We start from the raw sequence: 22,305 nt of genomic DNA on the forward strand, positions 1-22,305 counted from the left end.
CCATCGCGCCCGATTGCCTAGATCGCGGGCAGTCGGCGCATTTTCGTGACCCGTTCAGTCGTCGCTTCGAGATAGGCGGACAGGCGCACCGCGCGTCTTAAACCAGAGGTTGCACATCCCCCCTTGAACCGTGGTCTCTGACGGTTTCATGCCCGGGTTGGTCGTCGGGTCCGGGCCGGTTGTGGCGAATCGTGTGAAGCGGTTTGCGGCCGAATGTTTGTTTCAGAGATTCCCGTCGGGCTTTGCGGCTTCGAAACGCGCAGCTCATCGGCCGGAACCGGCCTCTTCGCCGATGACGGGCGGCGTCTTTGAAAAGGTCATGGGCGGCAATTGTCCGAACATTGGAGAGGCGCTGAATTCGGCGATGCAATGCTCGGTCACAAACTGCCCGAAATCGCGGAATGTCTGAGCGGCCGCGCGACACAAGGCCTGGCATCCCGCATCATCCCGACCATGTCTTTCGAGCTCTGTCAGAAGTGTCGCCCAGAGGCGTCTGTCCTGCGCCCCGCCGAAGAAATGCCGCGGCGCACCGGGGAGCACACCCGCAACCTTCCCGCGGAGCACCTGCCCGCCGAATTGCGCCCCGTGCAGCACATAGAGGGCGGCGAGCACCGCGCGGGGGTGATCCGGCGTTGCAGGATCGCCTGCGGACACGGGTTCAAGCGGGACAGCCAGACACCGCAGATCTGCACGCAGCGCCGCGAGTGTCCGGTCCAAAGACAGCGTCTCGAAAACGCAGAGCGCCTGCCGGGCCTGCTCAATCCGCGAGAAAAACGCGCAATAGGCCTGCAGAAGCACGGAATATTCCCGAAGCGTCAGATCCGGCGCAGACAGGCGACGCAGCCAGGGATGTACGTGCAGCGCGTGATGGTCGGCCTGTGTGGCAGCGGCGATCCGTGTCCGAACGGCATGCGCGCCGTCGTCGCGCTCAGCGCTCATGCGGCGTGCTCCGCCTGGGCGGGGTTGGGCAGGGAGACGACAAATCGCGAGCCGCCGGAATACGCCGTATCGAGATAGATGCGCCCGCCATGCCGCTTGACGATGCGGTCGCAAATGGACAGGCCAAGCCCCGCGCCTTCGAACTTGCTTTGGGGATGCAGTCGCTGCATCGCCTCAAAGATGTATTTCGCATACTGCTCGGGAATGCCGATCCCCGTATCTTCAACCGCGAAACTGACGAACCCGTCCGGCCCTGCGACCGGCATGATGCGCACACAGATCGGGCGGTCCGGATCGCGATATTTCAGGGAATTGCCGATCAGGTTCAGGAAAAGACGCACGAGGAGATGCGGATTTCCCCGCACCATCGCGATCGGCGCGATGTCGACCTCGCCCGAGACCTCCGCGATCTGCGCATTGAGCAGCGCGCGGGCGTCACGGGCCGCATTGCCAGGATCGACATCACAGAAACTGTGCTTTTGCTCCTGCACCATTTCCAATTCGAGCAATCCCGCCGTCAGATCGATCAGGCGCGCGGCGTAGGTTTCCGCCATCGCGTGATTTTCGCGCACGGCCTCGGGCTCGAAGCCGTCTTCATGCATGAAGGCAAGAGCGTTCCGGATGCCGCGCAGGGGCGCCTTCAGATCATGGGCAGCGGTCGCAGCGAACCGCTTCAGCGACGTGTTTTCATCCTTGAGCAGGAGCTGCGCGATCAGGATATCGAGAAATTCCTTGAAGATCTCCCGCGCGCTTTCGAGTTCATGGGCGAGCCAGGGTTTGCTTTCCTCGCGGTGCGCCTCTTCCCATTTGGCGAAGGATTCCCGTGGCATGAGGCGCGCCATGGGATCGCCACCCGACGGATCGGCATCCGCTTTGTGCGGCTTGCCGGCCCAGGCGACCTTCTGGGTGATCGGCCCGCGAAACCACATGAGCTGACAGACGCGGTGCGTGGCTATGGGCTGGATCAGAACACCGCAGGCGGTTTCGATATGTGCGCGGGCGGCGAGGAACTGGCGGTGAAATGCGGTGCTTTGGAACTGGTCCGACGTCTCCGTCTCCTTCATCGCCCACTGGATCATGTCGCGAATGATATCGGGCGGCGGCGTGCGGCCGGACAGGTGCAGATTGCTGCCATATTGAAACGCGAATCCATCGGCATCGAGGAAATCCTGCAGCACGGGCACAAGCGTGACGACCACATCCTCCACATCGCCGGAATTGCGCAGCGCGGAGGCGAAGGCATTCTCGATCCGCCGAAGTTCGGTGATCTTCGAGGCGGTCCGGATGCGTTCATGCTGGTCGAGCCGCAGCATGAGCGACGTGCCGACCTCGTGCACGAGGCTCCAACTGTCGAAGGGCAGAAGGCCAGGCTGATCGTTATGGGCCGCGATCAGGCCCCACAGCGCGCCGCGTTGCATGAGCGAACAGCCGAACGTCGCCTCCACCCCCATGTTCCGCAAATACGCGGTATGCATGTGCGAGACGGACCGTGAAACCGCCCAGGTCAGGTCAATCGGTTTGCCCCGGTGATGAAGCGTGCGGATCGGCACCGCATTGTCGCAGATGGAGCCGATGGCGCGATAGGGCACCATGGTCATGATCTCGCGCACCTGCTTCGGGATGTCGCCCGCGGGGAAATGCAGCCCGAGATAGGATGGCATGCCGGACGCACAGCTCTCCGCGATCGTCTTGCCCGACCAATCGGGCAGGAACTGGTAGATCTTGACCCGCGCGAAGCCTGTGATCTCGCGCACCGCGTCCACGGTGATCCGCATCGCGTCGTCGAAATTGTCCGCGTGCATGATCTGCGCGCTCGTTTTCGTGGCCAGGCGCATCTTCGAGCGCGCGATCCGCGCCGAGGGGATGGAATTCGGCAGAAACTCGATGAGGCGCAGCCCGTCATGGCAATGGGTCACGGTGTCGAAAATGGCGCCGTCGCGCGTGACGGTGAAGTTCAGGACCTCATGCAGAAGCTGCGTGCCGTAGGAGAGCGCCGCCACTTCGGCGCCAAGCTCCGGATCGAGATCGGAGAGGTTGGCGGACAGCATCCGGTCGGCAGGGACGCCCAGGAAATCGGCGATATTGTCGGACGCGGCGATCACCAAGTTCGTTTCGGGATCCACGGCGATCAAACCGCCGAGCTTCTGGATCATGCCCGAGAAATGTATCTGTTCCTGGTCGCAATTATCGAGCGTGGTCAGGTCCGTCCGGGTGAAGAATTCCGACAGGGATTTGGGTGCATTCATCGGTGTTGCGCGATCTCTCTGGGACAATCGCGCCCAAGGAACGCCATAAAGCTTAAAATCTTGCGAAGACACGCCAAGCTTCTGGAATCGCTCCATTCGCGGCCGCGTTGCGCGAGAAGTTGACGTGGCGCGCGGAGTGAAAATCATTTGCGCGCGTAAAAAAATCGGCAATACTGGGGAAAATACTCGGTCCCGGAGCCTCGCATGAGCCACATAAAACTGCGCAACATGGAGGAGTTCGCCTCGGCGAGCGGCATCTCGCGACCGACCCTGTCGAAATACTTCAACGACCCCGACAGCGTCCGGGCCTCGACGCGCGCGCGGATCGAGACGGCGCTCGAGACCTATGATTACCGCCCCAACATCTACGCGGTGAACCAGAACCGGAAACTGACCAAGACGGTCGGTATCGTCGTGCCTTATCTGTCCGATCCGTTCTTCGCGGAAATCGCCCGCAACATCGAAGAGCGTTGCATCGAGGCAGGATTTCACCCCTCGCTCTTCAGTCCCTACGGCAAACCCGAGAGCGAAAGCGCGATCCTCGACAACCTGCGCGCGATGAAACCGGCGGGCGTTCTGCTGGCGCCGCTTGGACGGCGCAGTTCGGACCACAAGATCATCGAGGATTTCTGCCGCGACGTACCCACCATCCTTTTCGACAGCAATATCGAGGGGTTGGGCGAGGCCTTCGTGGGCTCCGACAATGCCAGCTTCGTCACGCAGACGGTGGATTACCTGCGCCGCACCGGGGAGCCGCCGTGCTTCTTCGAGATGTCGCAACCAGCCAACCCCAACGCCGTCCGCCGCCGCGACGCCTACATCAAGGTCATGACGGAGCTTGGCCTGACGCCGCATGTGCTGCAGGCCGAAGGGTCCGGCTGGGCCTTCGAGGAGATCGGCAAGCAGGGCGCTCTGAAGCTGCTCCAGGAAGACGCGCTGCCGACGAGGACGGTGCTGTGTTCGAATGACCGGCTGGCGATCGGCTTCCTGTCGGCCTGTTACGATCTGGGGCTGAAGGTGGGGCACGGGCCGGATTGCGACCTGCGCGTCGCCTCGAACGACGATCATCCCTTCGCGCGCTACACCTGCCCGGCCCTGACCACGGCCGCGCATGACTACGAATCGGTTTCCCGACTCGCCGTCGAAACGCTTCTGAAATTGATTCTCTCGGATGGAAAACTCAGCGAACGGACCGAAACGCTGGTACCCGCGCGCCTTGTTCTGCGCCAATCCGCCTGATTGCTCATTTCTTTTCGCAAATCAAATCAAGCACCTGCACCTAAATTTATCGCGCGTAAATTTTTGATTGACCGCGCGGCACATATCGACGCATGATTTATGGGCATTCACCAAGGGAGGACATCCGGATGCCCATCAAGAACGCACTTCGTGCGGCGACCGCGCTCGGCCTTTTGACGGCCACCGGCGCATTCGCTGAATCTCACAGCCCCACAATCACCATCGCCACCGTGAACAACGGCGACATGATCCGCATGCAGGGCTACACCGACACCTTCACCGAGCAGACCGGCATCAATGTCGAGTGGGTCACGCTTGAAGAGAACGTGCTGCGCCAGCGCGTGACCACCGACATCACCACCAAGGGTGGCCAGTTCGACATCACCACGATCGGCATGTACGAAGCGCCGATCTGGGGCGCCAATGGCTGGCTTGTCCCGCTGGACGATCTGTCCGACGAGTATGACGTCGACGATATCCTCCCGGCCATGCGCTCTGGCCTCAGCCATGACGGCACGCTCTACGCGGCACCGTTCTACGGCGAATCCTCGATGATCATGTATCGCACCGACATGATGGAAGAAGCGGGCCTCGAAATGCCCGACGCCCCCACCTGGGAATTCATCCGCGAAGCGGCTGCGGCGATGACCGACCGCGATGCCGACATCAACGGCATCTGCCTGCGCGGCAAGGCCGGCTGGGGTGAAGGCGGTGCCTTCATCAACACGATGGCCAATTCCTTCGGCGCGCGTCCCGTCAACGAGAACTGGGAGCCGCAGCTCGACAGCGACGCATGGGCCGAAACGCTCACCTTCTACACCGAGATGATGGAAGAATCCGGCCCGACCGGCTACGCCACGAACGGCTTCAACGAGAACCTGTCGCTGTTCCAGCAGGGCAAGTGCGGCATGTGGATCGACGCGACCGTCGCGGCCTCCTTCGTGACCAACCCCGACGAATCCGAAGTGGCCGACAGCGTGGGCTTTGCGCTGGCCCCCAACAAGGACGGCGTCGACAAGAAGGCCAACTGGCTCTGGGCCTGGGCCCTCGCCATCCCGGCGGGCACCGAGCAGGAAGACGCGGCCAAGCAGTTCATCGAGTGGTCCACATCGAAGGGCTACATCGAGCTTGTCGCCGAGAACGAAGGCTGGGCGAACGTGCCCCCGGGTGCGCGCACCTCGCTCTACGAGACGGCTGAGTATCAAGAAGTGCCCTTCGCGCAGAAGACCCTCGACTCGATCAATGCAGCCGACCCCAACAACCCGACCGTCGAGCCGGTGCCCTACACGGGCATCCAGTTCGCCGCGATCCCGGAATGGGCCGGCATGTGGGGCCAGGTGAGCCAGGAATTCTCGGCGGCCTATGCGGGTCAGCAGTCGATCGAGGAAGCGCTCGAAAAAGGTCAGGCCATCATGACCGAAGAACTGGAAGCGGCAGGCTACTAAGCCCGGCACTTCCCAAGGGGTGGGCGGCCTTCCGCCCCCCCTTCCCCAGCGTGACCAGTATCACCGTTGTTTTTCCTCACGGGACCGTTTTGCCCGAACAGAGAGGTCTTGCGTCATGGCTACCCAACATTCCCGATCCGCCGCGCGCTTCATGATGGCCCCAGCCGTGATCCTGCTTCTGGGCTGGATGCTGGTTCCCCTCACGATGACGCTTTACTTCTCGTTCAAGCGCTACCTGCCCCTGAGGGGCGGCGATCTGGGCTGGACGGGCTTTGACAACTACGTCCGCTTCGTCACCTCGAGCGCCTTCTGGCCCTCGGTGATCACCACGCTGGTGATCGTGGGCGGCGTTCTCGTCATCACGGTGTGCCTGGGCATCCTTCTGGCGATGCTTCTCGATCAGCCGATGTGGGGCCAGGGCGTTGTCCGCATCCTCGTCATCGCGCCCTTCTTCGTCATGCCGACCGTCTCGGCGCTGGTGTGGAAGAACATGTTCATGGATCCCACCAACGGGCTTCTGTCGCATCTGTGGCGCTTCTTCGGGGCCGATCCGATTGCCTGGCTGTCCGAGGTGCCGACCACCTCCATCGTGATGATCGTGTCCTGGCAATGGCTGCCCTTTGCGACGCTCATTCTGCTGACCGCGATCCAGTCGCTCGACAGTGAGCAGCTCGAGGCTGCCGAAATGGACGGTGCACCACTGCACAGCCGGTTCATCTACATCATCCTGCCGCACCTTGCGCGGGCCATCACCATCGTGGTGCTGATCCAGACGATCTTTCTTCTGTCGATCTTCGCCGAGATTTTCGTGACCACCGGCGGGGCCTTCGGGACCCGGACCCTGACCTACCTGATCTACCAGCGCGTGCTGGAAAGCCAGAATGTCGGTCTCGGGTCTGCCGGCGGTGTCTACGCCATCATTCTCGCCAATATCGTTGCCATCTTCCTGATGCGCATCGTCGGCAAGAACATGGACGCGTGAGGAGGAACTGACCATGGCACGTGCCGTCACATCACAACGCAAGGCGATCAACACCGCCATCGCCTGGACCATCGGGTTCGTGATCTTCTTCCCGATCCTCTGGACCATCCTGACCTCGTTCAAGACCGAGGGCACCGCGATCGCCGATCCGCCCGTCTTCCTGTTCTTCGACTGGACGCTGGAGAATTACGCGGTCGTGCAGGAACGCTCCAACTACATGCGGTTCCTGTGGAATTCGGTCATCATCGCGGGCGGCTCCACGCTTCTGGGTGTGATCGTCGCGGTGCCGGCCGCCTGGGCCATGGCCTTCGTGCCCTCGCGGCGGACCAAGGACATCCTGCTGTGGATGCTCTCGACGAAGATGCTGCCCGCGGTCGGTGTGCTCTACCCGATCTACCTGATCTGCATCGAGCTCGGCGTTCTCGACAACCGCGCGGCACTGGTGATCATCCTGATGCTCATCAACCTGCCGATCATCGTCTGGATGCTCTACACCTACTTCCGCGAAATTCCGGGCGAGATCCTGGAAGCCGCGCGGATGGACGGGGCGAGCCTGCGCAACGAGATCCTCTACGTGCTGACGCCCATGGCGATCCCTGGCATCGCCTCGACGGTCCTTCTGAACTTCATCCTCGCCTGGAACGAGGCGTTCTGGACGCTGAACCTGACCGCGGTCGATGCGGCCCCGCTCACCGCCTTCATCGCCAGCTATTCCAGCCCCGAGGGTCTGTTCTTCGCCAAGCTCAGCGCGGCCTCGACCATGGCCATCGCGCCGATCCTCATCCTTGGCTGGTTCAGCCAGAAGCAACTCGTCCGCGGCCTGACCTTCGGCGCCGTCAAGTAATCAACCTGCGCCTGCTCATTGAGCGACGCGAAAGCGCAAAAACAGCAATCGCGCTCAAGTAGCGAAGCGATAGCGCAGAAAGGAACATCACATGGGACGCATTACACTCAACAAGGTGGTCAAGCGCTTCGGCGACGTGGAGGTCATCCCGCCCCTGGACCTGACCATCGAGGACGGTGAATTCACGGTCTTCGTCGGCCCCTCGGGCTGCGGCAAGTCCACGCTTCTGCGCCTGATCGCGGGACTGGAGGATGTCAGCGACGGCGACATCGACATCGACGGCACGCCCGCCACGGACCTTCCGCCCGCCAAGCGGGGCCTCGCAATGGTCTTCCAGAGCTACGCGCTTTATCCGCACATGTCGGTGCGCAAGAACATCGCATTCCCGATGAAGATGGCGGGCCTCAGCCAGGAAGAACAGGACGCGCGGATCAAGAAGGCGGCCGATGCGCTGAACCTCACCGATTACCTCGACCGCCGGCCGGGCCAGCTTTCGGGCGGTCAGCGTCAGCGTGTGGCCATCGGCCGGGCCATCGTCCGGGAACCGGCGGCCTTCCTCTTCGACGAACCGCTGTCGAACCTCGACGCGGCGTTGCGCGTGGGCATGCGGCTCGAAATCTCCGAACTGCACGAGCGGCTCAAGACCACGATGATCTATGTGACCCACGACCAGGTCGAAGCCATGACCATGGCCGACAAGATCGTGGTTCTGCGCGCAGGCCACATCGAACAGGTGGGCAGCCCGCTCGAGCTCTATCGCAATCCGCGCAACCTCTTCGTCGCGGGCTTCATCGGCAGCCCGAAGATGAACCTCATCCCCGGCGCGCCCGCAGACAAGCACAACGCCACCCATATCGGCATCCGGCCCGAGCATTTCCGCATCGTGGAAAGCGACGGCACCTTCTCGGGCAAGATCATCGTGTCCGAACATCTGGGCTCCGACACCTTCTTCCATGTGGATGTGGACGGCATCAAGGAGCCGGTCACCGTCCGCGCGGGCGGCGAGGTCGGGCTGCGCCATGGCGACGTGATCCATCTGGAGCCCGAAGAAGGCCAGATCCACCGTTTCGACGCGCAGGGCCTGCGCATCGCATGAAACGCCTCGACGGAAAATCCGCGCTGATCACCGGGGCCGCACGCGGCATCGGCCGCGAATTCGCGCGGACCTACGTCCGGGAGGGCGCGCGCGTGGCGATCGGGGATATCAACCTCGATGCCGCCCGCGCCGCCGCTGACGAGATCGGCGCGGGGGCCTATGCGGTGCACCTCGACGTCACGCAGCAGGATTCCATCGACGCCGCGATCAAAGCGGTCGTGGCCGAGGCGGGCAAGCTCGACATCCTGATCAACAACGCGGCCCTCTTCGATGCCGCCGAGACAGTGGATATCACCCGCGACAGCTATGACCGGCTTTATGCCGTGAACGTCGCGGGCACGCTTTTCACGATGCAGGCCGCGGCACGGCAGATGATCGCGCAAGGCCATGGCGGCAAGATCATCAACATGGCGAGCCAGGCCGGGCGGCGGGGCGAGCCCCTGGTGCTGGTCTATTGCTCCACCAAGGCCGCGGTGATCTCGATGACGCAATCGGCGGGGCTGAACCTGATCAAGCACGGCATCAACGTGAATGCCATCGCGCCCGGCGTCGTGGATGGCGAGCACTGGGTGCATGTGGACAGCATGTTCGCCAAGCTCGAAGGCAAGAAGCCCGGACAGAAGAAGGCCGAGGTCGAGGCAGGTGTGCCCGCGGGCCGCTTCGCAGTGCCCGGCGATCTGACCGGCATGGCCGTGTTCCTGGCCTCGGACGAGGCAAATTACATCGTGTCGCAGACCTATAACGTGGATGGCGGCCAGTGGATGAGCTGACAATGGAGGTGCGCGCGATGCATCTGAGCAACGAGACCCTCACCGATCTGCCCGAAGCGATCGAGCGGCCGCGCTACGACCGGGGCGCCCTGACGGCCGGGATCGTGCATATCGGGCTTGGCAATTTCCACCGCGCGCATCAGGCGTGGTATCTTCACCGCCTGATGCAGGCGGGTCTGGCGCATGACTGGGCAATCATCGGTGCGGGCGTGCGCGCACCCGACGCCGCGATGCGCGACAAACTTCTGTCGCAGGATTGCCTGACGACGCTCATCGAGCTCGACCCGACCGGCATCCGCGCCGAGGTCACGGGGAGCATGATCGACTTCCTGCCCATCGCCGAAGATAACGCGCCGCTCGTTGCCGCCATGTCCGATCCGGCGATCCGCATCGTGTCGCTGACCGTGACCGAAGGCGGGTATTATCGGGATGCCTCCGATGGCAGTTTCGCCGCGTCCCACCCCGACATGCTGCATGATGGGGCCAATCCGCAAAGCCCGCGCACGGCGTTCGGCGCCATCATCGCAGCCCTCGCCGCGCGCCGCGCAGGCGGGCACGGGCCCTTCACGGTGCAAAGCTGCGACAACCTGCAGGGCAACGGCGATATCGTGCGCGACACGGTGCTGTCGCTCGCGCGCGCCTCGGATGCCGATCTGGCCGACTGGATCGACGCGCATGTGACCTTCCCCAATTCCATGGTGGATTGCATCGTGCCCGCGACCGGCCCGAACGAGATCGCCCGCGCGCAGTCGCTGGGGATCGACGATGCCGCCCCCGTCACGCATGAACCCTTCCGCCAATGGGTGGTCGAGGATGTTTTCTGCGCGGGCCGTCCGCCCTGGGAAGAGGCGGGCGCCACGCTCACCCACGACGTGCATAGCTACGAATCGATGAAGCTGCGGCTTCTGAATGCGGGGCATCAGGTGCTGTCCAATGCGGGCGAAATCCTGGGCGTCGAGACCATCGCGGGCTGCATGGCCCATCCGCAGATCGCGCCCTTCTTCCGCAAGGTGCTGACCGAGGAAGTCGCGCCCCATGTGGATGCGGTGCCGGGCATGACGCCCGAGGCTTATATCGATCTGATCATCGGACGCTTCGCCAACCCCGAAATCCGCGACACGGTACGCCGCGTGGCCTTCGATGGCGGCTCGCGGCATCCGGGCTTCGTTCTGCCGACCGTGCGCGACGCGGTGGCGGCAGGAACGTCGGTGAAGGGGCTCGCCCTCGTCGAGGCGCTCTGGGCGCGGATGTGCGCCGGAACGCGCGCCGATGGCTCCGTGATCGAACCCAACGATCCCGATTGGACCGACCTGCAGGCCGCAGCACTTGCCGCGCGCGAGGCGCCGGGCATCTGGCTCGCCCAGCAGCAATATTACGGCACGCTCGGTGAAGCGCGGGCCTTCGCGGACGCGTTCGAGGCGCATCTCGCGGCCCTGTGGAAAGACGGCTGCACGGCGGTGCTTGAGCGCTATACCGGCTGATCGTCCCGTCCCCCGAAGGCGCATTCCCACCGATCGGGCCGTGCCACAGGCGGCGCGTGCAACTGGGGTCTTGGCGCTCTCGCAGGGCTTGGATAGACGGGTGATCCGACGTAGAGGAGGCCCCCTTGGACCAGACCGCCAGCCGCATTGCCCGCACCATCGCCACCGAGATTTCCGCCAGCGACAAGCAGGTCGCCGCGGCGGTGGCCCTTCTCGATGACGGGGCCACCGTGCCCTTCATCGCGCGTTACCGGAAGGAGGCCACGGGCGGGCTCGACGACACGCAGCTGCGGACGCTGAGCGACCGGCTGACCTACCTGCGCGACATGGAAAAGCGCCGCGCGGCGATCCTCGAATCGATCCGCGGACAGGGCAAGCTGACCGACGATCTGGCCCGGACGATTGCCGGGGCGGAGACCAAGGCCACGCTCGAAGACATCTACCTGCCCTTCAAGCCCAAGCGCCGCACCAAGGCGATGATTGCCCGGGAAAACGGCCTTGAGCCGCTCCTCCGCGCGATCGAGGCCAACCGTCAGGCCGATCCGCACAGTTTGGCCGAGGCCTATACCGGCGAGGCGGTCGAGACGGCGGCCAAGGCGCTCGAGGGCGCGCGCGACATTCTCGCCGAGGAGCTGTCGGAGAACGCGACGCTGCTGGGCCGTCTGCGCGATTTCATGAAGGCCGAAGCGCGCGTCAGCGCCCGCGTCGTCCCCGGCAAGGAGGAGGCAGGCGTCAAGTTCTCGGATTATTTCGACCATACGGAAGCCTGGTCGACGATCCCCGCGCACCGGGCGCTGGCCATCTTGCGCGCGGCCAAGGAAGAGATCGTCACCGTGGATATCGCGCCCGAGCCCGAAACCGGGGCGGAACGCGCCCAGGGCATCGTCTGCGCCGCGATCGGGATGCGGGACGACGGGCCGGGCACGGCCTGGCTGCGCGATGCCGCCGCCTGGACCTGGCGGGTGAAGCTGTCGCTGACCATGTATGTCGATCTGATGAGCGAGTTGCGCCGCCGCGCCCATGAGGAAGCCATAGCGGTCTTCGCCCGGAACCTGCGCGATCTGCTGCTGGCGGCGCCTGCGGGCAACAAGGCGACGCTCGGCCTCGATCCCGGTATCCGCACGGGCGTGAAGGCAGCCATCGTCGATGCCACGGGCAAGCTGGTGGAGACCGCGACGCTTTATCCGTTCCAGCCCCGGATGGACCTGCGCGGCGCGCAATCCTGGATCGCCCAGGCCGTGAAGCGCCACGGCATCGCTCTCATCGCCATCGGCAACGGAACCGCCAGCCGCGAGACGGAGCGCATGGTCGCGGACACGCTGAAGATGATCGACGGGCCGAAACCCACCAAGGTCGTGGTCTCCGAGGCCGGGGCCAGCGTCTATTCCGCCTCGGAACTCGCGGCGCGGGAATTTCCCGACCTCGACGTGAGCCTGCGCGGCGCTGTCAGCATCGCGCGCCGCCTGCAGGACCCGCTGGCGGAGCTGGTCAAGGTGCCGCCCGAAAGCATCGGGGTCGGCCAGTACCAGCACGACGTCGATCAGCGGCGTCTGGCGCAGGCGCTCGAAGGGGTGGTGGAGGATGCCGTCAACGCCGTGGGCGTGGACCTCAACATGGCCTCAGCGCCGCTTCTGTCGCATATCGCGGGGCTCAGCGGCTCGGTCGCGGCCGCGATCGTCGCCCATCGCGACACGCATGGCGCATTCGCCACGCGCAAGGCGCTATTGAAAGTGCCGGGCCTCGGTCCGCGCGCGTTCGAGCAATGCGCGGGCTTCCTGCGTATCCCCGAGGGCAAGGAGCCGCTCGACGCCTCCTCCGTCCATCCCGAAGCCTATGATGTCGCGCGCCGCATCGTGGATGCCTGCGGGCGCGATATCCGCGCGATCATGGGCGCGCCCGAGGCGCTGCGCGGGCTCCGCGCGCAGGATTTCGTGGATGACCGCTTCGGCCTGCCCACGGTGGAGGACATCCTCGAAGAGCTGGGCAAACCCGGCCGCGATCCCCGGCCCGAGTTCAAGACAGCCGCCTTCGCCGACGGGGTCGAGGATATAAAGGACCTCAAGCCTGGCATGTCGTTGGAAGGCACCGTCACCAATGTCGCGGCCTTCGGCGCCTTCGTCGATATCGGCGTGCATCAGGACGGGCTCGTCCATGTCAGCCAGCTTGCGGATCGCTTCGTGAAAGATCCCCATGAGGTGGTGAAGGCGGGCGATGTCGTGCGGGTGCGGGTCACGGAGGTGGATATCCCGCGCAAACGGATCGGGCTGAGCATGCGCAAGGATGGCGGCAAGGGGGCCGGTCCCGGCCCGAAGCCCGCGGCCAAGGGCGCATCGAAGGGCGGCAAGGCGCGGTCCGGCAAAGTGCCGGTGCAGGGAAAGCCCGCATCACAGGGCGCGCTTGGCGATGCGCTGTCGGCGGTCCTGAAGCGGAAGTGACCGTAGCGCGCCTGCGTCAATGAGCGGGCTAAGACGTCCCGAGCGCGGCGTGATGCGCGGCGGTCATGGTTACGGGGTGCGCCCTGCCCGCCTGGGCAGGATCGCCTTCCCCGCCCCGCGGACAGTCAGCCCACGCCTTGCAGCATCGTCTCGACCAATCGCTGAACCCGCAGCGCCTCGCGCGGGGTGGCCAGCCGGTGAGGACGACCCGCCATGCAAAGCTGCAGCTCATCGAGCTGGGCCTTGAGGCTGGTCGCGCGGGGATCCTCCGGGCGAGGCTTCGTCTCGGCGAACGCGCCACCATCGGACACCGCGTCGATGTAGAAATCGGTGATCCGCCGAGTGGTCCGCGTGCCCTTGATGGTCAGCTCCTGCCGGTCGGGCAGTGCTCCGCCCACGCTGGCCAACAGGGTCACCGGAAGGCCATCCGCCGCCTCAAGGCGCGCGGCCAAATGCGTTTCGCACAAGGTGGGTTCGGCGGGATATGCGGGCTTCGCCCAGACCACGGATAACGGACCCAGCACGCGCTCCGTGAAGAACAGGAAATGCGACACGACCTCGCGGGTCATGCCGCCCTCCTCGCGCAAGCGCAGCCAATCCGCCGCCTGCTGCCAGGCACGGGGCCAGGCGCCATAGGTCAGGACGATCTCCGCCCCGACCAGATCGCCCATATCGCCCGCCCGGGCGGCGGCGGTGACATCCGCCAGCGCCTCCCCGGACGCCTGAACGAAGTTGACCGCCGCCGGGACGCCGAAACCCTCGAGGCGCGTGACGAGATCCTCGCTTTCCCCGAGATCGACGCCAAGCGGCTTTTCCAGAAAGACCGCCTTCCCGGCCTCTGCCGCCGCCAGCGCATAGGCCTTTCGCGGAGCGGGCGGACAGCCGAGATAGACCAGCTCCGCCCCCTCCATCGCGGCCTCGGCGCTGCCCGACAGAACGGCCTCCGGGGCGAGGTCCTGCGCCGCCCGGCAGGCCGCAGGATCCGGATCCCACAGCGTGACCGGGCTGTAGCTTTCATGCCGGACCATATTCTCCAGCATGCGGCGGCCCATGATGCCCAACCCGATGATTGCCGTCCTTGTCGTCATTTGTCGCTCCTCGATTGTTCTTGCCTCTGCCCGCCTTGGCGGGGCGCGATCCCGTCGGCCATCAGGTCCGGCGCCCTTGCGCACGCCCCCGCTGTCACAGGCTTTCGGTGATGGCTGTGGCGGCCTCGATGGCCAGTGGCGCGATCTGGGCCACGAAGGCCTCGCGCGACCATTCCGCGAGCGATCCCGCCACGTGGATCGCGCCGAGAGGTTGGCCCGGCTCGCGCGCGATGGCCACGCCGATCGCGATCTCGCCCTGGATGAATTCGTCAGTGACCACCGCGAAGCCGTCATTTCGGGCAGCCTCGATCTCGGCCTTGATGGCGGCGGCGTCGGTCAGGGTCTGGCCGGTATAGGCGGTCAGGGGCGCGCGATCGAGGATCTCTGCCACGCGGTCATCGGGTAGCGCGGACAGGACCGCGCGTCCGCCTGCGGTGCAGAAGACCGGGACGCTGTGCCCGACCAGCGTGGCGAAGAAGGTCTCGCGCTTGCTTTGCATCCGGAGCGCATAGATCAGCCGCGCGTCGTCGAAGAGGCTCAGATCGACCCGTTCGCGCACCGTCTTGCGCAACTCCAGCAGCACCGGCGTCGCCTTCTGCACCACCGGATCGAGGCGAAGGACATCCAGCGTCCGGTCGAGCAGCCGGACGCCCGGAAGGTACCCCCGGTCGTTGGGGCCGCGCCGGAGATAGCCCAGCGTCATCAAGGTATGGGTGATCCGCTGCGCCGCCGAGCGATCCATGCCTGCGCGGCTCGCGATGTCACTGAGCGACAGCGGACCGCTGGCATGGTTGAACGCCGCCAGAACATGCATCGCCCGGGCCGCGGCGCGCACGAAAAGCGGGTCGTTCTCCTCTGCCTCTTTATTGGGCGGGGCAATCGGATCGGCTCTGAAAACTTCCCGCATCGCAGTCCTCATTGTTGACGTTGCGTCCCGAATTGGTCGATGATCGCAGTACGATATAAAAGTATCGCCTGCCGATACACAAGGAAAAGCAGGCCGGAAACCAAAAAAAGCCCCGCCGCAACTGGCAGAAATCGCTCAAGATTCAGGGGTGCACCAACAGCCGGGGGAATGCGGGGATCAGACCCGACTTTCGCCAAGCTGATTCGGCTCTCGGAGCAGTCCGGGATGCCGGGGATGGCCGCAGGTCGCGCGCGACAGGCGGCAAAGCCATGTGACTTCCGGCGGCCTTCCGCCGGGGACAGTGCAGGCGCCCCGCCTGCGCAATCGGGCAAGGTGACGGCCTTGTCGGAGATCAATGAACAGACGCGAAAGACAAACAGGGAAACGTCCATGAAGACACTCAGATCGAATACCCATTGGCTCGCCGCTGGCCTCATGGCCGGCACCACGGCCTTGTCACCGGCCTTCGCGCAGGAAGACGAGGTCACCATCACGGCCGTGATGCATTCGGGCCTGCGCGTGCTGGACCCGGTCATCACCACCGCGCACATCACCCGCAACCACGGCTACATGATCTATGACGTGCTGACGGCGGTGGACGCGGACTTCACCCCGCAGCCGCAGATGGCTGACTGGGAAATCTCCGAGGACGGGCTGGTCTATACCTTCACGCTGCGCGACGGGCTGATGTTCCACGACGGCGCGCCGGTGACCGGGGCGGATGTCGTGGCGTCGCTGACCCGCTGGGGTGATCGCGATTCCGGCGGTCAGCTGATCTTCGACGTGACCGAAAGCCTCGAGGCGCCCGATGACAGCACCATCGTCTGGACCCTGTCGGAGCCGTTTCCGCCGCTGATGGACGTGATCTCGAAGCAATCGGCGGTGCCGCCCTTCATCATGCCCGCGCGCGTGGCCGAGACGCCGCCCTCGGAAACCATCACCGAATACGTGGGCTCCGGCCCCTTCGTCTTCAACGAGGGAGAATACGAGCCTGGCGTGTCGGTTACCTATGAGAAGTTCGACGACTACGTGCCCCGCGACGGCGAAGTGTCGTGGATGGCGGGCCCGAAGGAGGTCAAGGTCGACCGCGTCGTCTGGACCACCATGCCGGACAACCTGACCGCCATCAACGCGCTGGTCGCAGGCGAGATCGACTATATCGAGCAGCTCTCCATAGACCTGTTGCCGATCCTGGAATCGAGCCCCGATGTCGCCGTCGAGATGCGCGACCCGTTGGGTTACGTCACCATTGGCCGCCCGAACCACCTGCATCCTCCGTTCGACAACAAGCTGATCCGTCAGGCGGCGATGGATGCGCTGAGCCAGGAGAACATGCTGGCGACGATGCAGGGCAACCCGGAATACTACAATGTCTGCGGTGCCATCTTCGGTTGCGCGACCCCACTCGGTGACGAAACGGGCTCCGAGCCGGTGACGGGCGGCGCCGATATCGAAGCGGCACAGGCCAAGCTGGAAGAGGCAGGCTATGACGGCACGCCCATCGTGCTGATGGCGCCGACGGACGTGGTCAGCCTGATGAACCAGCCGGTCGTCGCGGCACAGGCCCTGCGCGAGGCGGGTTTCGAAGTCGACATGCAGTCGATGGACTGGCAATCCGTCGTTCAGCGTCGCGCCCAGCAGAACACCATCGAGGATGGCGGCTGGAACATGTTCTTCACCAACTGGATGGTGCCGGAAGTCTCCGATCCGCTGATCAACGTGATGGTCAATGGCCGCGGCGATGACGCCTGGTTCGGCTGGCCGGACGATCCGGAGATCGAGGAGATGCGCGCGGCCTTCGTGAAGGCCACCACGCCCGAGGAGCAGAAGGCCATCGCCGTCGATATCCAGGCGCATGTCATGGACAACGTGAACTACATCATGATGGGCGAATACCTGATCCCGCAGGCACGCCGCACCACGATCGAGAACATGATCCCGTCGCCGGTGCCGGTCTTCTGGAACATGGAAAAGACGTCGGAGTAATCTCTGCCTGACGAGGGGCGCGCGGGTATCGTGCGCCCCTTCCCTATCTGCGGATCGCACCCATCGCCGATCTGTCTCACCGACACGCAGCCCCGTCCCTACGGAGATCCCCTTTATGCTCGGCTATATCCTCAAACGGCTGCTGGCGACGATCCCGGTCATGGCGATTGTCGCCGTCTTCGTCTTCCTGTTGCTGCGTCTGACGCCCGGCGATCCGGCGGCGATCCTCGCAGGCGATGCGGCGACCCCGGACCAGCTTGAGCGTATCCGCGACCGGCTCGGCCTGAACGATCCGCTTTATATCCAGTTCTTCACTTGGGCCGGACAGCTTCTGCAGGGCGATCTCGGCACCTCGCTCATTTCCAACACCGCGGTCTCGTCGATGATCGGCAACCGGATCGGGCCCACGATCAACATCGCGCTGATGACCATCGCCATCTCGGTGGCTCTGGCCGTGCCGATGGGGGTCATCGCCGCCTGGCGGCATCGCACCTGGGTGGACTTCATGGTGATGTCCTTCTCGGTGCTCGGGTTTTCCGTTCCGGTCTTCGTGATCGGCTACATCCTGATCCAGATCTTCGCGATCGAGCTGCGCTGGGTGCCAGTGCAGGGCTATGTCGCGCCCGGTGAGGATTTCGGCGAGTTCTTCGTGCGCGCGATCATGCCGTCGCTAACCCTGGCCACGATCTACATCGCGCTCATTGCCCGCATGACCCGCGCCTCGATGCTCGAAGTGCTGGGCGAGGATTACATCCGCACCGCCCGCGCCAAGGGCGTGCGCGAGAACGTCGTGCTGTTCCGCCATGCCCTGCGCAATGCCGCCGTGCCGATCCTGACGATCATCGGCACCGGCTTCGCGCTGCTGATCTCGGGCGTGGTGGTCACCGAGAGCGTGTTCAACATCCCCGGCATCGGGCGGCTGACGGTCGATGCAATCCTCGCGCGCGACTACCCGGTGATCCAGGCGATGATCCTGCTCACGGCGGGCATCTACGTGGTGGTGAACCTGCTCGTCGACATCTCCTATTCCTTCTTTGATCCGAGGATCCGGTACTGATGACCGATACGACCCGATCCACCGGCAGCGCCTTTTCCGCGCTGACACGGTTCATTTCACTGCCCCGCGGCGCGCGCCTTGGCGGCGGGCCGATCATCGCGGCGCTGATCCTGTTCGTCATCGTCGTGGCCTCGCTCGCGGCACCGCTTTACGTGCCCTACGATCCGCTCGAGATGCAGGCCTTGTCGCGGCTGCAAGGCCCGTCCGAGGCGCATCCGCTGGGGACCGATCCTTTCGGGCGCGACATCTTCAGCCGGGTGATGACGGGCGGACGCGTGTCGCTCTTGATCGGCGTGGGCGCTGCGGTGGTCAGCGTCGCACTCGGGCTGATCATCGGGCTTGTGGCGGGCTTTTTCCGCATGGCCGACGCGATCATCATGCGCATCATGGACAGCCTGATGGCGATCCCCGCGATCCTGCTGGCGATTGCGCTCGTGGCACTGAACGGGCCGAGCCTCGGATCCGTAATCATCGCGATCACCATCCCGGAAGTGCCGCGCGTGGTGCGGCTGGTGCGCTCCGTGGTGCTATCGGCGCGCGAGGAGCCTTACGTGGAGGCCGCCATCGCGCTCGGCTCACCGATGCCGAAGATCCTCTTTCAACACCTGATGCCCAACACCTTTGCGCCGCTCATCGTGCAGGGCACCTATATCTGCGCCTCCGCGATCCTGATCGAGGCGCTTCTGAGCTTCCTCGGCGCGGGCGTCTCCACCGAGATCCCGACCTGGGGCAATATCATGGCCGAGGGACGGCTCTACTTCCAGATCAAGCCCGGCCTGATCTTCTGGCCCGGCCTCCTGCTGTCGCTCTGCATCCTGTCGATCAACCTGCTGGGGGATGCGGCCCGCGACATTCTGGACCCCCGCATGAAGAAACGAGAGGGCTGAGATGCAGTTCAAGTCGAAGGATTTCACGGATGCGACGCGCGTCCTGAAGATCCGCAAACTGAAGGTCGGCCTTGCGGGTCGTCCCGATGCAGCGCCGGTTCTGAACGAGATCGACCTCGATATCCGCGCAGGCGAGACGCATTGCCTCGTGGGCGAAAGCGGATCGGGCAAGTCGGTGACTTCGCTTGCGGTGATGGGACTTCTGCCCAAGGACGCGCTCGAGGTGCAGGGCGGGCTCATCGACCTCGAAGGGTTCGAGATCACCGCCGCCACGCCCGCGCAGATGCGCGAGCTGCGCGCGCAGCGCATCGCGATGATCTTCCAGGAGCCGATGACCGCGCTGAACCCGGTCCTGCGCGTGGGGGAGCAGATCGAGGAAGTGCTGGCCATGCACACGGACCTGTCGGGCGCGGAGGCCAAGGCCCGCGTTCTCGACATCATGGACCAGGTGCATCTGCCGGATGTCGAACGCATCTACCATGCCTTCCCGCACCAATTGTCCGGCGGACAGCGCCAGCGCATCATGATCGCCATGGCGCTCGTGCTCGATCCCGATCTCCTGATCGCCGATGAGCCGACCACCGCGCTCGATGTGACGACGCAGTTGCAGATCCTCAAACTGATCGCCGAGATGCAGGAGCGTCACGGCACCGCGGTGCTGTTCATCACGCACGATATGGGCGTGGTGGCCGAGATCGCCGATACGGTCAGCGTCATGCAGAAGGGCCAGATCGTCGAACGTGCGCCGATCCGGCAATTGCTGACCGACCCGAAGGAGCCCTATACCCGCAAGCTGCTGACCGCCGTGCCGAGCCTCGCCCCGCGCATGCGCCGGGACAGCGACGCGGCAAAGCCGGTGCTCGACGTCGTAAATCTGAACATGACCTATGGCGGCTCGGGCATCTTCCGCAAAACCAAGGAAGTGCACGCGGTGCAGGACGCGCGCTTCTCCATCGCGCCGGGCCGCACGCTAGGCATCGTCGGCGAAAGCGGCTCGGGCAAATCCACGGTGGCGCGCTGCATCATGCGGCTTATCGATCCCACCAGCGGGCAGATCACCGTCTCGGGCAAGGAGATCTCGACGTTGGGACGGCGCGCATTGCAGCCACACAGGAAGTCGCTGCAGATCGTGTTCCAGGATCCCTACCGGTCGCTCAATCCGCGCTGGACCGTGGCGCGCAGCCTCTGCGAGGGGCCCATAAATTTCGGCACACCAAAGGCGGAAGCAATGAAGACCGCCGCCGAGCTGATGGAGCTGGTGGAGCTGCCGCGCGACGCGCTCGACCGCTATCCGCACCAATTCTCGGGCGGGCAGCGGCAGCGCATCGCCATCGCCCGCGCGGTTGCCATGAAGCCCGATCTTCTGGTCGCGGACGAAGCCGTGTCGGCGCTCGATGTGAGCGTGCAGGCGCAGGTGCTGGACCTTCTCGCGGATGTGCAGAAGCAGTTCGGGATCGCGCTTTTGTTCATCACCCACGACCTGCGGGTCGCCGCACAGATCTGCGACGAGGTGCTGGTCATGCAGAAGGGCCGCGTGGTCGAGGACGGCCCCGCCGATGAAGTCCTGCTGCACCCCAAACACGACTACACCCGCTCCCTGATCGAGGCCGCGCCCGGCCGGTCCTGGGACTTCGCCAATTTCCGCGCGCTCGATGGCGCGCCGCTGACGCAAGGAGCCACGCCATGAGTATCATCCCCGAAATCGCGCAATTCGCCGACGACCTGACCGCGATCCGGCACGATTTTCACGCCCATCCCGAGTTGGGCTTCGAGGAGACGCGCACCTCCGGGATCGTGGCCCAGAAGCTGCGCGATTATGGCGTGGACGAGGTGCATGAGGGCCTCGGTGGCACCGGCGTGATCGGGATCATAAAGGGCAAGGGCGAGGGCAACCGCCGCGTGGGACTGCGTGCCGACATGGATGCCCTGCCGATCGAGGAAGCCTCGGGCGTGCCTTACGCCTCGACCAATCCCGGCCGGATGCATGCCTGCGGTCATGACGGGCATACGACCATGCTGCTGGGGGCCGCGCGCTATCTGGCTGCCACGCGCGATTTCGCGGGCTCCGTCGTGCTGATCTTCCAACCCGCGGAAGAAGGCCTTGGCGGCGCGCGGCGCATGATCGCCGAAGGCCTCTTCGAGAAATTCCCCTGCGACGAGATCTACGGGATGCACAACGATCCCAACACCGATCCGGGCATCGTGACCGTGACGCCCGGCCCCGCCATGGCGGGGGCCACCTTTTTTGACATCAAGGTGAAAGGCACCGGCAGCCACGCCGCGATGCCGCACCAGTCCCGCGATCCCATCGTGATCGGCACCGCGCTGATCCAGCAGCTGCAAAGCGTGGTCAGCCGCAATACTCCACCGACAAAACCCATCGTCCTGTCGGTGACGAAGTTCAACGCGGGCTCGGCCTATAACGTCGTCCCGGATGACGCGACCATCGCGGGCACGATCCGCTATTTTCACCAGGAGGTCGCGGACCTTGCCGAGACGCGTATCCGCGAGCTGTGCGCGGGCCTCTCGCAGGCCTACGGCGTCGAAATCACGGCCGATCTGCGCAACGTCTTCGACGTACTGATGAACGATCCGGACCTGTCGAAAGCCTATGTGGCCGCGGCTCAGGATATCGTGGGCCAGGACAATTCCTTCGAGATCGACGACCAGATGACCGGCTCGGAGGATTTCGCCGACATGCTGCACGTCGTGCCCGGAGCCTATTGCCGGGTCGGCCATGCGGGCAACGTGCCGCTGCACAACCCGTCCTTCGTGCTCGATGACGAGATCCTGCCCATCGGCGCCTCGGTCTATGCGCGGATCGTCGAGACCCGCCTGAAGCACGACGCCTGATCCCTTTGCCCAACGCCGTCGCCCGAAAGGGCGCGGCGCCAAGGAGCCAT

Annotated in this window: 18 protein-coding genes; 13 read left to right on the plus strand and 5 right to left on the minus strand. The window is 64.6% G+C overall.

What is annotated here, in order from left to right:
- Positions 1–264: 264 nt before the first annotated feature.
- Together FIV09_RS15005 and FIV09_RS15010 are read right to left on the minus strand one after the other, a co-directional pair.
- The gene (locus tag FIV09_RS15005) at positions 265–939 is read right to left on the minus strand and encodes a biliverdin-producing heme oxygenase (protein ID WP_152451113.1); all 675 of its coding nucleotides are present in this window, start codon (positions 937–939) and stop codon (positions 265–267) included.
- The gene (locus FIV09_RS15010) at positions 936–3,185 is read right to left on the minus strand and encodes an ATP-binding protein (protein WP_152451115.1); all 2,250 of its coding nucleotides are present in this window, start codon (positions 3,183–3,185) and stop codon (positions 936–938) included. The genes FIV09_RS15005 and FIV09_RS15010 overlap by 4 nt, the downstream gene beginning before the upstream one ends.
- A 204-nt stretch (positions 3,186–3,389) precedes the next feature.
- Here FIV09_RS15010 and FIV09_RS15015 point away from each other — a divergent pair, with 204 nt between their 5' ends.
- The 8 genes from FIV09_RS15015 to FIV09_RS15050 all read left to right on the plus strand — a co-directional run bounded on the left by FIV09_RS15015 (position 3,390) and on the right by FIV09_RS15050 (position 13,477).
- Positions 3,390–4,424 carry a LacI family DNA-binding transcriptional regulator gene (locus FIV09_RS15015; protein WP_152451117.1) on the plus strand — a complete coding sequence of 345 codons (1,035 nt, stop codon included), beginning with the start codon at positions 3,390–3,392 and terminating at the stop codon, positions 4,422–4,424.
- 128 nt (positions 4,425–4,552) lie between these two features.
- Positions 4,553–5,869, plus strand: a complete 1,317-nt coding sequence (locus tag FIV09_RS15020; protein ID WP_152451119.1) for a sugar ABC transporter substrate-binding protein — start codon at positions 4,553–4,555, stop codon at positions 5,867–5,869.
- A gap of 115 nt (positions 5,870–5,984) precedes the next feature.
- Positions 5,985–6,851, plus strand: coding sequence for a carbohydrate ABC transporter permease (locus tag FIV09_RS15025; protein WP_152451121.1), 867 nt, complete (start codon positions 5,985–5,987; stop codon positions 6,849–6,851).
- A gap of 13 nt (positions 6,852–6,864) precedes the next feature.
- Positions 6,865–7,695 carry a carbohydrate ABC transporter permease gene (locus tag FIV09_RS15030; protein WP_152451122.1) on the plus strand — a complete coding sequence of 277 codons (831 nt, stop codon included), beginning with the start codon at positions 6,865–6,867 and terminating at the stop codon, positions 7,693–7,695.
- A gap of 91 nt (positions 7,696–7,786) precedes the next feature.
- Entirely contained in the window at positions 7,787–8,791 is a 1,005-nt protein-coding gene (locus FIV09_RS15035; protein WP_152451124.1) for an ABC transporter ATP-binding protein, read from the plus strand.
- The gene (locus tag FIV09_RS15040) at positions 8,788–9,561 is read left to right on the plus strand and encodes an L-iditol 2-dehydrogenase (protein WP_152451125.1); all 774 of its coding nucleotides are present in this window, start codon (positions 8,788–8,790) and stop codon (positions 9,559–9,561) included. Before FIV09_RS15035 ends, FIV09_RS15040 begins: the two co-directional genes overlap by 4 nt.
- Before the next feature lie 17 nt (positions 9,562–9,578).
- Positions 9,579–11,042, plus strand: a complete 1,464-nt coding sequence (locus tag FIV09_RS15045; RefSeq protein ID WP_152452647.1) for a mannitol dehydrogenase family protein — start codon at positions 9,579–9,581, stop codon at positions 11,040–11,042.
- Between the two features lie 125 nt (positions 11,043–11,167).
- A complete protein-coding gene (locus FIV09_RS15050) occupies positions 11,168–13,477 on the plus strand; it encodes a Tex family protein (protein ID WP_152451127.1) in 2,310 nt (769 codons plus the stop codon).
- Positions 13,478–13,602: 125 nt separating this feature from the next.
- Here FIV09_RS15050 and FIV09_RS15055 read toward each other — a convergent pair whose 3' ends face one another.
- The 3 genes from FIV09_RS15055 to FIV09_RS15065 all read right to left on the minus strand — a co-directional run bounded on the left by FIV09_RS15055 (position 13,603) and on the right by FIV09_RS15065 (position 15,864).
- Entirely contained in the window at positions 13,603–14,565 is a 963-nt protein-coding gene (locus tag FIV09_RS15055; RefSeq protein ID WP_152451128.1) for a Gfo/Idh/MocA family protein, read from the minus strand.
- A 94-nt stretch (positions 14,566–14,659) separates the two neighbouring features.
- A complete protein-coding gene (locus FIV09_RS15060) occupies positions 14,660–15,472 on the minus strand; it encodes an IclR family transcriptional regulator (protein WP_152451130.1) in 813 nt (270 codons plus the stop codon).
- 8 nt (positions 15,473–15,480) lie between these two features.
- A complete protein-coding gene (locus FIV09_RS15065) occupies positions 15,481–15,864 on the minus strand; it encodes a hypothetical protein (protein ID WP_152451132.1) in 384 nt (127 codons plus the stop codon).
- Here FIV09_RS15065 and FIV09_RS15070 point away from each other — a divergent pair.
- From FIV09_RS15070 to FIV09_RS15090, 5 genes are all read left to right on the plus strand, one after another.
- The gene (locus FIV09_RS15070) at positions 15,863–17,458 is read left to right on the plus strand and encodes an ABC transporter substrate-binding protein (RefSeq protein WP_152451133.1); all 1,596 of its coding nucleotides are present in this window, start codon (positions 15,863–15,865) and stop codon (positions 17,456–17,458) included. The two genes, FIV09_RS15065 and FIV09_RS15070, sit on opposite strands and share 2 nt — an antisense overlap.
- Positions 17,459–17,573: 115 nt before the next feature.
- Positions 17,574–18,515 (plus strand): ABC transporter permease, encoded by a 942-nt coding sequence (locus FIV09_RS15075; RefSeq protein WP_152451135.1) that lies wholly within the window; start codon positions 17,574–17,576, stop codon positions 18,513–18,515.
- On the plus strand, positions 18,515–19,402 hold the full coding sequence (locus FIV09_RS15080; protein WP_152451137.1) for an ABC transporter permease: 888 nt from the start codon (positions 18,515–18,517) through the stop codon (positions 19,400–19,402). The genes FIV09_RS15075 and FIV09_RS15080 overlap by 1 nt, the downstream gene beginning before the upstream one ends.
- Position 19,403: 1 nt before the next feature.
- Positions 19,404–21,089, plus strand: coding sequence for an ABC transporter ATP-binding protein (locus FIV09_RS15085; RefSeq protein ID WP_152451139.1), 1,686 nt, complete (start codon positions 19,404–19,406; stop codon positions 21,087–21,089).
- The gene (locus FIV09_RS15090) at positions 21,086–22,255 is read left to right on the plus strand and encodes a M20 aminoacylase family protein (RefSeq protein ID WP_152451140.1); all 1,170 of its coding nucleotides are present in this window, start codon (positions 21,086–21,088) and stop codon (positions 22,253–22,255) included. The genes FIV09_RS15085 and FIV09_RS15090 overlap by 4 nt, the downstream gene beginning before the upstream one ends.
- The last annotated feature ends 50 nt before the right edge of the window (positions 22,256–22,305 follow it).

This window comes from Roseivivax sp. THAF197b (assembly GCF_009363255.1).
GTDB lineage: Bacteria > Pseudomonadota > Alphaproteobacteria > Rhodobacterales > Rhodobacteraceae > Roseivivax.